10 protein-coding genes are annotated in these 12,207 nt (G+C 63.9%); 6 read left to right on the top strand and 4 right to left on the bottom strand.

Annotated features, from left to right (window positions below):
• Nucleotides 1–64: 64 nt before the first annotated feature.
• Entirely contained in the window at nt 65–2,857 is a 2,793-nt protein-coding gene (ppc, locus tag YUO_RS0132275; RefSeq protein ID WP_028350943.1) for a phosphoenolpyruvate carboxylase, read from the top strand.
• A 75-nt stretch (nt 2,858–2,932) separates the two neighbouring features.
• Here ppc and YUO_RS0132270 read toward each other — a convergent pair whose 3' ends face one another.
• The 4 genes from YUO_RS0132270 to YUO_RS0132255 all read right to left on the bottom strand — a co-directional run bounded on the left by YUO_RS0132270 (nt 2,933) and on the right by YUO_RS0132255 (nt 6,884).
• Nucleotides 2,933–3,868, bottom strand: a complete 936-nt coding sequence (locus YUO_RS0132270) for an SMP-30/gluconolactonase/LRE family protein (protein WP_083754799.1) — start codon at nt 3,866–3,868, stop codon at nt 2,933–2,935.
• 434 nt (nt 3,869–4,302) lie between these two features.
• The gene (locus YUO_RS0132265) at nt 4,303–5,217 is read right to left on the bottom strand and encodes an SDR family oxidoreductase (protein WP_028350941.1); all 915 of its coding nucleotides are present in this window, start codon (nt 5,215–5,217) and stop codon (nt 4,303–4,305) included.
• A gap of 108 nt (nt 5,218–5,325) precedes the next feature.
• Complete coding sequence (locus YUO_RS0132260) at nt 5,326–6,465, bottom strand: thiolase C-terminal domain-containing protein (protein ID WP_028350940.1); 1,140 nt, start codon at nt 6,463–6,465, stop codon at nt 5,326–5,328.
• A 5-nt stretch (nt 6,466–6,470) separates the two neighbouring features.
• Nucleotides 6,471–6,884 carry a Zn-ribbon domain-containing OB-fold protein gene (locus tag YUO_RS0132255; protein WP_028350939.1) on the bottom strand — a complete coding sequence of 138 codons (414 nt, stop codon included), beginning with the start codon at nt 6,882–6,884 and terminating at the stop codon, nt 6,471–6,473.
• A gap of 247 nt (nt 6,885–7,131) precedes the next feature.
• On the opposite strand from YUO_RS0132255, the gene YUO_RS0132250 reads away from it, so the two are divergent.
• From YUO_RS0132250 to YUO_RS0132230, 5 genes are all read left to right on the top strand, one after another.
• Nucleotides 7,132–8,481, top strand: coding sequence for an amidase (locus tag YUO_RS0132250; RefSeq protein WP_028350938.1), 1,350 nt, complete (start codon nt 7,132–7,134; stop codon nt 8,479–8,481).
• Nucleotides 8,474–9,160, top strand: coding sequence for a DUF2848 domain-containing protein (locus YUO_RS0132245; protein WP_028350937.1), 687 nt, complete (start codon nt 8,474–8,476; stop codon nt 9,158–9,160). Before YUO_RS0132250 ends, YUO_RS0132245 begins: the two co-directional genes overlap by 8 nt.
• A 191-nt stretch (nt 9,161–9,351) precedes the next feature.
• A complete protein-coding gene (locus YUO_RS0132240; protein ID WP_028350936.1) occupies nt 9,352–10,095 on the top strand; it encodes a 2OG-Fe(II) oxygenase in 744 nt (247 codons plus the stop codon).
• A 12-nt stretch (nt 10,096–10,107) separates the two neighbouring features.
• Nucleotides 10,108–10,761: a DNA oxidative demethylase AlkB gene (gene alkB / locus YUO_RS0132235; protein WP_028350935.1), complete on the top strand. Its 654-nt coding sequence runs from the start codon at nt 10,108–10,110 to the stop codon at nt 10,759–10,761.
• A gap of 196 nt (nt 10,762–10,957) precedes the next feature.
• Nucleotides 10,958–12,199 (top strand): MFS transporter, encoded by a 1,242-nt coding sequence (locus YUO_RS0132230; protein WP_028350934.1) that lies wholly within the window; start codon nt 10,958–10,960, stop codon nt 12,197–12,199.
• The last annotated feature ends 8 nt before the right edge of the window (nt 12,200–12,207 follow it).

The raw sequence follows: 12,207 nt of genomic DNA, 5'->3' as shown, positions 1-12,207 counted from the left end.
ATCTTGCACTGCGGCAAAAATATTGCACACTCGGAACAGCCGGGCAGTTTGAGGTGGCCAGCCAATGTCTTCCCAGACCATGCCTTCCGAGATTGAGATCCGGTTCAACCGCAGCGACGAGGCGCTGGCGTTGGAGGAAGATGCCCGGCTGCGGACCGACATTCGTCTGCTCGGGCGGATTCTCGGAGATACGGTCCGCGACCAGGAAGGCGCTGACGTCTTCGATCTGGTCGAACGTATCCGGCAGACCTCGATCCGGTTCCACCGGGACGAGGACAAGCTGGCGCGGCGCGAACTCGAGACCATCCTCGACAGCATGTCGATCAGCGATACCGTGCGGATCGTCCGCGCCTTCAGCTATTTTTCGCATCTCGCCAACATCGCCGAGGACCAGAACAACATCCGCCAGATGCGTGGCCGCGGTCCCGGCGGGCCGCGACCGAGCGCGCTGACCCAGACGCTCGCTCACGCAAAGACCGCCGGGATCAGCGCGGCCGAGCTGCGCCGCTTCTTCAAGGGGGCCCAGGTCAGCCCGGTCCTGACGGCGCATCCCACGGAAGTCCGCCGCAAGAGCACGATCGACCGTGAGATGGAGATCGCCGCGCTGCTCGACCGGCGCGAACGCGTCCAGCTTACGCCGGAGGAGGCTGAGGCCTGCGACGAGCAGTTGCGCCGCGCCGTACTGACGCTGTGGCAGACCAACCTGCTGCGCCGGACCAAGCTGACCGTGCTCGACGAAGTCGCCAACGGCCTGTCATTCTACGACTACACCTTCCTGCACGAGGTGCCGAGGCTGCATTGCGCGCTGGAGGACCGGCTGAACCGGGAGGAGGGCGGCGCGTCCGGCGAGCTGGCGTCGTTCCTGACCGTGGGAAGCTGGATCGGCGGCGACCGCGATGGCAACCCCTTTGTCACTGCCGACGTCATGCGCGGCACGCTGCGCCTGCAGTCTAGCCGGGTGATGAACTTCTATCTGGAAGAGTTGCATGTCCTCGGCTCCGAATTGTCGCTGGCCGCGCACCTTGCCGACGTCTCGGACGAATTGCGCGCGCTGGCCGAGCGGTCCCCGGATACGTCGCCGCACAGGAGCGGTGAACCCTATCGTCTCGCGGTATCCGGCATCTATGCAAGGCTGACGGCGACCGCTGCAAAGCTCGAGGTCGAGACGACGCGTCGTCCGGTCGGCGAGGCCGCGCCTTATGCGAGCGTGAAGGAGTTCAAAGCCGATCTCGACGTTCTGGATCGATCGCTGATTGCGAACAATTCGGGCGTGATCGCGCGCGGTCGGTTGCGCTTGCTGCGTCGTGCCGTGGATTGCTTCGGCTTTCATCTGGCCCGGCTCGACATCAGGCAGAATTCCGCGGTGCACGAGCGCACGGTCGCGGAGCTGTTCGATGCCGCGATCCCCGGCATGTCCTATCTGGCACTGAATGAGGAGGCCCGTGTCCATCTGCTGCTGCGCGAGTTGCGCAGTGCAAGGCCGCTGAGCTCGGTGTTCGTCAAGTACAGCGAAGAAACACGCGGCGAACTCGCCGTGTTCCGTGCCGCCGCCGAGGCCCATGCGCGCTTCGGCGCCGACGTGATCCACCAATGCATCATCTCCATGTGCAAGGGCATGTCGGACATGCTGGAGGTGGCGGTGCTGTTGAAGGAGGTCGGCCTCGTCAATCCGTCCGGCCGCAGCGCGATCAACATCGTGCCGCTGTTCGAAACCATCGAGGATCTGCAGGCTTCATCCGGCATCATGGACCGGATGCTGGCGCTGCACGATTACCGCCGGCTGGTCGATAGCCGCGGCGGCATCCAGGAAGTGATGCTCGGCTATTCCGACAGCAACAAGGACGGCGGCTTCGTCACTTCGGGCTGGGAGCTGTATAAGGCCGAAATCGAACTGGTTGACGTGTTCGAGCGTCATGGCGTGCGCTTGCGGCTGTTCCACGGCCGGGGCGGGTCGGTCGGCCGCGGCGGCGGGCCGAGCTATGACGCCATCATCGCGCAGCCCGGCGGCGCGGTGAACGGACAGATCCGCATCACCGAGCAGGGTGAAATCATCTCCAGCAAATATTCCAATCCGGAAGTCGGCCGCAGCAATCTGGAAATCCTGGCCGCGGCGACGCTGGAGGCGAGCCTGCTGCATCCCCGGCAGAGCGCGCCGCGGAAAGAGTATCTCACGGCAATGGAGCAATTGTCGGCGCTGGCATTCAAGGCCTATCGCGGGCTGGTCTATGAGACCGAGGGCTTTGCCGATTATTTCTGGGGCTCCACCGTCATCACCGAAATCTCGACGCTCAACATCGGCAGCCGCCCGGCGTCGCGCAAGAAAACCCGCGAAATCGAGGACCTGCGTGCCATCCCCTGGGTGTTCAGTTGGGCGCAATGCCGGCTGATGCTGCCGGGCTGGTACGGCTTTGGCTCCGCGGTCGAAACCTGGATCGCGGAGCACCCGGAGCAGGGCATGGCCTTCCTTCAGGAACTCTACCGCGAATGGCCGTTCTTCCGCATGCTGCTGTCGAACATGGACATGGTGCTGGCCAAGAGCTCGATTGCGATCGCCTCGCGCTATGCCGAGCTGGTGCCTGACGTGGCCTTGCGCGAAAGCATCTTCGGACGCATCCGGCGCGAGTGGCATGCCTCGATCGAGGCGCTGCTCGACATCATGGGCCACGAGCGCCTCTTGCAGGGCAACCCGCTGCTGGAACGCTCAATCCGCAACCGCTTCCCCTACCTCGATCCGCTCAACCACGTGCAGGTGGAGCTACTGAAGGAGCATCGCTCGCATAGTCCGGATGAGCAGGTGCTGCGCGGGATTCAGCTTACGATCAACGGGATTTCGGCGGGGTTGAGGAATAGCGGCTGAGGTAACGGCGAATAGCGAATGGCGAGTAGCGAATGGATTTCCTATTCGCCATTCGCCACTCACTATTCGCTAATCTCACGGCTTCATCGCGCCCTGCGCACTCGTATAGACCGCATAGAGCGATGACGAGCCGCAGATGTAGAGTCTGTTCCGCTGCTGACCGCCGAAGCACAGATTGGCGACGGTTTCGGGAATGTGAATCTTGCCGAGCAGATCGCCGTCAGCCGTATAGCAACGCACGCCGTCCTCGTTCGGATCACCCCAGCCGACGGAGCACCACAGGCGCCCGGCGGTGTCGCAGCGCAGCCCGTCGGTAATGCTGGGCTTGGGCATGTCCGCAAAGACTTTGCTGTTCGAAAGTTTGCCCGCCGCGAGGTCCACGTCGAACACGCGAATATGCGACGGGTTGTCCGGCCCGTCGGTAAAGCCGGTATCGCAGATATAGAGCTTCTTCTCGTCAGGTGAGAAGCAAAGGCCGTTCGGCTGCACGAAGTCATCGACCACCATCTTGATGTCGCCGGATTTCGGATCCACCCGGTAGACATTTTTCTTTTCCTGCTCGGGCTCGGCCTTGATGCCCTCGTAATAGCCGCCGATTCCGTAGGCTGGGTCGCAGAACCAGATCGATCCGTCGGCGGCGACGACCGCGTCGTTCGGCGAGTTCAGTTTCTTACCGTTGTACTTGTCGGCGATGATGGTGATCGAGCCGTCGAGTTCGGTCCGGGTGACCCGCCGGCCGGAATGTTCGCACGTGATCAGGCGTCCCTCACGATCGATGGTGTTGCCGTTCGAGTTCATCGACGGCTGGCGATACACGCTAAGATGACCGTCATCCTCCGAGAAGCGCATGATGCGGTTGTTGGGAATGTCGGAAAACAGCACGTAGCGCCCGGCTGCGAAATAGACCGGGCCTTCAGCCCAGCGGAATCCGGTGGCGACGCGCTCCACCGCCATTGTGCCGGCGAACGCCGGGAAGCCGGTCGGTCCGAACGAAACCTTCGGTTTCTTCATCGACTCCAGGCGAGAGTCCGGATAGCGGGCGCCGGGAAGCGGGCCGAGCGGCAGCGGCGGCGTTGCCGTAGTCGGCGCGGCGGTCTGGCCGAGCGGCGCGACGGTGGCGGCGGAGGCCGTCTTCATCGTTACGGCCGAGGCGGCGAGTGCTGCCGCGCCGGTCAGTATCTTGCGACGGTCAAAACCGCCGCCCTGTTGTTGGGAATCGGAAAAGGTCAGCGAGGTTGTCATGATTTCCTCCCATTGTATTTTTGTTGGGAGGAAAAACATCAGCCCGCATTCCGGCATAAAGCGGGCGGGCTGTGGTGAAATGACCCGAGATGGCAGACTGCTTTGTAGGGTGGGCAAAGCGGAGCGTGCCCACCGTTTCCCGACGATCGTTTCCGTTAGATGGTGGGCACGGCGCTACGCGCCTTTGCCCACCCTACATCCCCTCAGATCGGATCCCAGGTGAAGATGTCTGCGGAGCGGTCGAGCTTGTAGAACGATCCCGCAAGCGCTGGCATGCCGTGCTCGGCGATGGTTTGCGGCGTCCAGCCTTCGCTCCGCTGCACCGAGCGCAGCGGACGATTCTGGCTGAACAGGAATATCTCGTTCATGCGCACGCCGAAGATCTGTCCGGTGACGTCCTTGGCGGCGTCGCTGAGCAAATAGGCGCAGAGCGGCGCGATCTTCTCCGGTCCCATCTGCTGGATTTTTGCAACCCGCGCCTTCTCGGCCTCGGTCTCGGTCGGGATGGTGCCGATCATGCGGGTCCAGGCGAACGGCGAGACGCAGTTCGAGCGGACGTTGAAGCGGCCCATGTCGAGTGCGATCGACTTCGACAGGCCGACGATGCCGAGCTTGGCAGCGGCGTAGTTGGCCTGGCCGAAATTGCCGATCAGGCCCGAGGTCGAGGTGAAGTGCACGAAGGAGCCGCTCTCCTGTTCGCGGTAAAGTCGCGCTGCGGCGTGGCTGACATAGAACGAGCCCATCAGGTGCACCTTGATGACGGCTTCGAAGGCTTCGACGCTCATTTTGTGGAAGATCATGTCGCGCAGAATGCCGGCATTGTTGACGACGCCGTCGAGCCGGCCGAAATGATCGGTCGCTGTCTTGACGATCTTGCTCGCCGGGATCGCTTCCGCCACCGACTCGAAATTGGCAACCCCGGTGCCGCCGCGCTTCTTGATCTCCTCGACTACCTCCTCGGCGGGAGCTGCGCTCGAGCCGGCACCGTCGGCGGCGACGCCGGGATCGTTGACGACGACCTTTGCGCCTTCCGCGGCGCAAAGCAGTGCGATCTCGCGCCCGATGCCGCGGCCGGCGCCGGTGACGATGATGACCTTGTCTTGCAGTGATTTTGTCATTGGAGCTCTCCTGTTGCCCTTCGTCATTCCGGGGCGCGCGCAGCGCGAACCCGGAATCTCGAGATTCCGGGTCTGGTCCTTCGGACCATCCCGGAATGACGAAGAATGTTACTTCTCGTTCGTAAAGATGATCGTGCCACTCGCCGCGAACATGCCGCCGACGCCGTGGCAGACCGAAATCTTCGCGTCCCTGACCTGCGCCGGCGCGATGCCGCGCATTTGCCGCACGCTCTCCTGCAGCGCGTACATGCCGTACATGCCGGAATGCATGTAGCTCAATCCGCCGCCATTGGTGTTGAGCGGCAGCTTGCCGCCGGGGCGGGTGTTGCCATCGGCGATGAACTTGCCGGTCTCCTCATGCGGCATGAAGCCGAGATCGCCGAGGCCGTAGAGCGGCAGATGCGCGAAGGCATCGTAGATCATCAAATGATCGACGTCCTTGTGGGTGATGCCGGCCTCCTTGAAGGCGGTGGGGCCTGCGACCTTGAAGGCGCGCGAGGAGTTGAACGTCTCCATCTGGCTAACCATCGGCGTTTCCACGCTCTCGCCGGTGCCGAGGATATAGACCGGCTTTCTCGGAAAGTCCTTGGCGCGGTCGGCCGAGGTCAAGATCAGCGCGCCGCCGCCGTCGGTGACGAGGCAGCATTGCAGCAGGCGGAACGGGTAGGCGATCATCCGCGAGTTCAGGACGTCCGCGACCGTGATCGGGTCCTTCATCGTCGCGCGCGGATTTTTCGCGGCCCACTCGCGCTGCACGACGGCGACCATGGCGATCTGCTCATGGGTGATGCCGTAAGTCTTCATGTAGCGCAGCACGGGAATCGGGAACATGCTGGGCGGGCCGTAGATGCCGAACGGCGCCTCGAACTGGCCCTGCAGGCTGTCGGCGGGGATCGAGCGCGGCAATTTGCCGATCATCGATTTTCCGCTCTCGGCGTGGGTGATCAGCACGGTCTTGCACAGGCCGGCCTCGATCGCGGCCGCCGCATGGCGGACGTGCAGCATGAACGAACAGCCGCCGACGGACGTGCCGTCCACCCAGGTCGGCGTGATGCCGAGGTAATGGGCGATCTGCTGCGGGGTTTCCACGGCGGTCGCGATACCATCGATGTCGGACAGTTTTAGCCCGGCATCGGCGATAGCATTGAGCGCCGCATCCGCGTGGAGCTGGATCTGCGACATGTTCGGGATGACGCCGAGTTCGGTGGTCTCGGCAGCACCGACGACGGCAACTTGATTTCTGCGCATGGTGCTTAAGCCTTCGCCGGACGGAACATGGGAAGGGTGATCTTGTCGTCGAGCTTCTCGAACGCGACCTCGAGCTTCATGTCGAGCTCCAGCGCCTCCGGCGTCTGCGGGCAATCGATGATGTTGCTCATCATGCGCGGGCCTTCGTCGAGCTCGACGACGGCGATGGCGTAAGGTGGGGTGAAGCCGGGTGCGGCCGGGCGGTGGTTGATGACGTAGCTGTAGAGCCTGCCCTTGCCGCTGGCCTTGAACACGGAAACCTCGCGCGAGGCGCAGGACGGGCAGAACGGGCGCGGCGGAAAATAGACATTGGCGCAGGCGTCGCAGCGCTGCAGGCGCAACTCGCCAGCCTGCGTGCCGTCCCAGAAATGCTGGGTCTCCGGGGTTGGTTTTGGTTTGGCGCGCGCGGGCTCAGCCATGTCGGCAGTTTCTCCTTGGGGAAGTCGGGCGTTACCCGCTTGTTGCGGTCTTGATGCGACATTTGTCTATTGCCCGTCAACGGCCCGAGCGGCGACGGAGATGCATGGCCGCATTCCCGCGCCCGAGAGCGCTTGTATGCCAGCGTGTCTCGGGCAATAGTCCGCGCCACGGCAAATCGCCGATGCACCTTTCGACATCGGGCTCGCTTCGGACCACGAGTGACGCCACAGGAAATGAACAAGAGCCATGCCTGACCATCCGACGCTTGCCAGTCTTGCCGCGGAGCTCGACTCCGGACGTATCACCGCGCGCAAACTGGTCGAGGAATGCCTCGCCAGGATTGCCGATCCCGCCGGCGAGGGCGCACGGAGCTTTATTCACGTCGACAAGGACGCAGCGATCGCCGCAGCCGACGCGATGGATCATCTACGCAAAGCGCGCGCCGCGCCATCGCCCTATGCCGGCATTCCCATCTCGATCAAGGATCTCTACGACATCAAGGGGCAGGTGACCCGCGCCGGCTCTCGCGCGCTGGAAGATTCTGCGCCGGCCGAAGCTGATGCGCCCGTGGTGGCGCGGCTGCGCCGGGCCGGCTTCATCGTGATCGGCCGCACCAACATGACCGAGTTCGCCTATTCCGGCATCGGCATCAATCCGCATTACGGCACGCCGAAGAGCGTCTGGAACCGCAGCGTCGGCCATGTGCCCGGCGGCTCGTCCTCGGGCGCGGCGGTCTCGATCGCCGACCGTATGGCGTATGGCGCGCTCGGCACCGATACCGGCGGCTCCTGCCGGATTCCGGCGGCCTATAACGGCATCGTCGGCTACAAGCCGACGCAGGCGCGCGTGCCGCTCGACGGCGGCGTGCCGCTGTCCTCCTCGCTCGACAGCTTTGGGCCGCTGGCGCGTAGTGTAGCTTGCTGTGCGGTGCTGGATGCTGTGCTCGCGGACGAAGCCGTGCAGCCGTTGCAGCCGCGCACCGTCAAGGGCATGCGGCTCGCGGTGCCGACCACGATCGCGCTCGATGACCTCGACGAGGAGGTCGCCAAAACCTTCGAGCGCGCGCTGGCGACGCTGTCGCGCCACGGCGCGTTGATCGAGCGCATCGAGGTGCCGGAATTTCACGACGTCGGCGTCATGAACAGCAAGGGCGGTTTCGCCGCCGCCGAAAGCTACGCCTGGCACCGCTATCTGCTCACCGGCAAAGGCGACGTCTACGACCCTCGCGTCCGCGTCCGAATCCTGCGCGGCGAAGGCATCAGCGCGGCGGACTATATCGACATCCTCAAGGCGCGCCGCTCGTTCATTGCGCGAACCGAACAGCGCATCGCACCCTATGACGCGCTGGTGCTGCCGACCACCGCGAATACGCCGCCCAGGATCGCTGACCTCGCCGACGACCAGGCCTTCACCACGCAGAATTTGCGCGCCTTGCGCAATTGCACCCTGATCAACATGCTCGACGGCTGCGCGATCTCGCTGCCGGCGCATCGCGAAGGCGAGGTGCCGGTCGGACTGATGCTCGCAGCCGCCGGCGGATCGGATCGCCGCATCTTCGAACTCGCCGCCGGAATGGAGGATGTCATCCGTGTTTGATCTGACCTTCAACGTCGACGACAAGGGCATGCTGACGCCGCTGACGCTCGCGATCGATCAGGCCGTCATCGCCGGCTGGACCGGGCGCGATCCGGTCGCGCGTGACAAGCATATCGCCGAACTGGAAGCGCTCGGCATCGCGCGCCCCGCGACGACTCCGATCTATTATCGCTGTTCGGCGCGGCGGATTACCCAGGACGACCGTATCGAGGTAACGGGTGGCGATTCCAGCGGCGAGGTCGAGTTCGTGCTGATCGGCTGGCAGGGTCGCATTTTTGTCGGCTGCGGCTCCGACCATACCGACCGCAAGGTGGAGAGCTACAGTGTCACCGTCTCAAAACAGATGTGCGACAAGCCGGTGGCCCCGGTGCTGTGGGAACTGGAGGAGGTCATCGGTCACTGGGACCGGCTGATCCTGCGCTCCTGGGCCATCATCGGCGGCGCGCGGGTGCTCTATCAGGAGGGCACGCTGGACGCCATGCTGCCGGTGAACGACCTGATCGAGCGCGGTTTTGGCGGCAAAGGCCTGCCCGACGGTTGCGCCATGTTCGGCGGCACGTTTGCCGCCAAGGGCGGCATCCGCCCGGCCGATCGCTTCGAGTTTGAGATGGAGGATCCCGTGCTGAAGCGGAAGATCAGCCACGGCTATGACGTGATCGCGCTGCCGGTCTTGGGCTAGATTTCTCCACACGTCGTCCTCGCGAACGCGAGGACCCATAACCACCGTCGTTTGTTGTTATGGCGAGCTGAAGCCACAGCCGAGCGAACCGCGACGACCTGTGGTTATGGGTCCCTGCGTTCGCAGGGACGACGACGATAGTTCGGAAATCGGGTGGCGAGGAACCCCAACCATTTGCGAGACTAGCCGTCATGAAAGCAACCGTAAGAAACATCCACCATCCTGCCCCCGACATCGCCACCCGCGTCGACGCCATCGACTGGACGCAGGTAACCGCCGATCTCGACGCGCAGGGCTGCGCCGTGCTGAGGGGATTGTTGTCGCCGGACGAATGCAACGCCCTCGCGGCACTCTATTCCGACGACAAGAATTTCCGCAGCCGGATCGTGATGGGGCGCCACGGGTTTGGTCGCGGCGAGTACAAGTATTTTGACTATCCACTGCCGGAGCTGATCGCGCAGTTGCGACCAGCGCTCTATGCACGGCTTTGCGGCATCGCCAATCGCTGGAATGAAAGGATGGGGATCGACATCCGCTATCCCGACAAGCATGCAGCGTTCCTGAAGCGCTGCCACGACGCCGGGCAGACGCGGCCGACGCCGCTGCTGCTGCAATATGGCGAGGGCGACTACAATTGCCTGCATCAGGACCTCTATGGCGAGCACGTGTTCCCGCTGCAGGTCGCGATCCTACTGTCGGAACCGGGGCGGGATTTCGAAGGCGGAGAGTTCGTGCTGACCGAGCAGCGGCCGCGAATGCAGTCGCGGCCCGAGGTGGTGCCGCTGAGGCAGGGCGATGCCGTCGCGTTTGCTGTGCATCACCGGCCGGTGCAGGGGACGCGCGGACCCTATCGCGTTAATCTGCGCCATGGAGTCAGCCGGATCCGCTCCGGCCATCGCCATACCGTCGGCGTGATCTTTCACGACGCCAAGTGAGTGCTGATAGAATTGACTGCGGATTTGTTCGAGGCCGTGCCGGATGTGCGCCCATCGCGCGAAGTGATGGCGGAGGGGGCGGTATTGCTGCGCGGATATGCGAAGCCCTTCGAAAGCGAAGTGGTCGCGGCGTTGCGCGAGATCGTCGCGCAAGCGCCATTCCGCCGTATGTTTACGCCTGGTGGCCACCAGATGTCGGTCGCGATGACCAATTGCGGCACTGCGGGCTGGGTTACCGACCGTAGCGGCTATCGCTATGACGGCATTGATCCGGATTCCGGACAGCCTTGGCCGGAGATGCCGCCGAGCTTCCGCGTAATTGCCGAGCAGGCGGCCGCCGAGGCTGGCTTTGCCGGCTTCGCGTCCGACGCTTGCCTGATCAACCGCTACGCGCCCGGCGCACGGATGTCGCTCCATCAGGACAAGGACGAGCAGGATTTTGGCGCGCCGATCGTGTCGGTGTCGCTCGGTCTGTCCGCAGTCTTCCTGTTCGGCGGCCCAAAGCGCGCCGACAAACCGAAGCGCTACCGGCTCGAGCATGGCGACATCGTGGTCTGGGGCGGACCGTCGCGGCTGTTCTTCCACGGCGTCGCTCCGCTGGCTGACGGCGAGCATGCCCTGATGGGCCGCCAGCGCATCAATCTCACTTTCCGCAAGGCGCGGTAATTCCTTCTCCCCTTGTGGGAGAAGGTGGATCGCTGACGCGAAGCGGCAGCGAGACGGATGAGGGGTCTGTCTCCGCGTATAGAACCCCTCATCCGCCTTCGCTTGCGCGAAGGCACCTTCTCCCACAAGGGGAGAAGGGAAGAGACGTTCCATCGACCGTTTTCATCGTCTATGCTCTTTCCGCCGGGGGGCCGACATGAGCACGACAGAAGCAACGTCCGAATCCAGCACCACTGCCAATCGCACCGGCGTCTATCTTGCCGTGCTGCAGCTCGTGTTCACGCTGGGCTGGACCACTTACGTCATCTATTTGCCAAAACTCTGCGCCGATGTCGGCATTGCGCCGACGGCCGTCATCCTGATCCTGATGCTGGATCAGGCGATCTTCACCATCACCGACACCGCGATGGGAATCGCTGCCGACAGGATCGCACCCTTCGTCGGCAAGCTCGGCGTGTTCGTCGCTGTCCTGACCGCAATCTCCTGCACGGCGTTTGTCGCACTGCCGTTCGTGGCGGGTACGGGGCCGGGCGCGCAGGTCTGGTTCATCGCCCTGATCCTGATCTGGGTCGTGACGTCATCGGCCCTGCGCGCGCCGCCGCTGACGCTACTCGGCAAATACGCCGCGCGGCCTGCGATTCCATTTCTGTCAGCGCTGACGATGCTCGGCTACGGCCTGGCGGGCGCTGTCTCGCCCTATCTCGGTCTGGTGCTGCGCAATCACGACCCGCGGCTGCCCTTTGTGATCTCGGGCGCGGTATTGCTGCTCACGGCGCTCGCGCTCTCGAAGGTCGAGCGTGATCTGGCGCAGGCACCTCGCGCCGCAAAACAACCGGTTGCGCCTGCAAAATCGCTTGGCCCTGTACCGACGTTCTTCATCGCTTCGATGGTGATCCTCTCGCTCGGCTATCAACTGCATTTTTCCATCAACAGCACGCCGTTCTTCCTGCGCTTTGCCAAGCCGGACGAATTGCCATGGCTGATGCCGGTGTTCTGGATCGGCTTCAACATCGCGATGTTTCCGGCAAGTGTCGTGGTCAAGCACCGCGGCGGGCTGATCGTGATGGGCGCCGCCGGCTTGCTCGGCGCGCTTGCCGTGCTGGGCGCGGAGATGGCCGGCAATCTTAACATGCTGATCGCGGCGCAGTTCGTCGCCGGCGCGGCGTGGGGCTGCATGCTGATGGCCGCGGTTTCGGCGGCGCTCGCAATCGGGGAGACCGGCGCCGAGGGCAAGGTGGTGGGGCTGGTGTTCTCCGCGCTGGCGCTTGCGACCTTTGCGCGGATGGCGGCGGTGGCCGGCGGCCTGCAGAAGCTGCCGGAATATGCGCCGCTGTTGCACTGGGCGCCCGTGGCGTGCTGGTCGGTTGCAGGTGCGGGGTTGCTGGTGATCGCAGCCTCGCGGATGCAGCGCGGTGGGGCGGCGAGAAAGGCACAGTAGACCTCATC

The sequence above is a fragment of the Bradyrhizobium murdochi genome (assembly GCF_000472965.1).
GTDB classification, from domain to species: domain Bacteria; phylum Pseudomonadota; class Alphaproteobacteria; order Rhizobiales; family Xanthobacteraceae; genus Bradyrhizobium; species Bradyrhizobium murdochi.
Note: the sequence above shows the minus strand (reverse complement) of the source record. Positions and strands in the feature narration are given on the sequence as shown.

What these genes read in the sequence shown, in the direction of transcription:
- ppc (WP_028350943.1), top strand. Translation starts at nt 65, where the DNA reads ATGTCTTCCCAGACCATGCCTTCCGAGATTGAGATCCGGTTCAACCGC.
- YUO_RS0132270 (WP_083754799.1), bottom strand. Translation starts at nt 3,868, where the DNA reads ATGAAGAAACCGAAGGTTTCGTTCGGACCGACCGGCTTCCCGGCGTTC.
- YUO_RS0132265 (WP_028350941.1), bottom strand. Translation starts at nt 5,217, where the DNA reads ATGACAAAATCACTGCAAGACAAGGTCATCATCGTCACCGGCGCCGGC.
- YUO_RS0132260 (WP_028350940.1), bottom strand. Translation starts at nt 6,465, where the DNA reads ATGCGCAGAAATCAAGTTGCCGTCGTCGGTGCTGCCGAGACCACCGAA.
- YUO_RS0132255 (WP_028350939.1), bottom strand. Translation starts at nt 6,884, where the DNA reads ATGGCTGAGCCCGCGCGCGCCAAACCAAAACCAACCCCGGAGACCCAG.
- YUO_RS0132250 (WP_028350938.1), top strand. Translation starts at nt 7,132, where the DNA reads ATGCCTGACCATCCGACGCTTGCCAGTCTTGCCGCGGAGCTCGACTCC.
- YUO_RS0132240 (WP_028350936.1), top strand. Translation starts at nt 9,352, where the DNA reads ATGAAAGCAACCGTAAGAAACATCCACCATCCTGCCCCCGACATCGCC.
- YUO_RS0132230 (WP_028350934.1), top strand. Translation starts at nt 10,958, where the DNA reads ATGAGCACGACAGAAGCAACGTCCGAATCCAGCACCACTGCCAATCGC.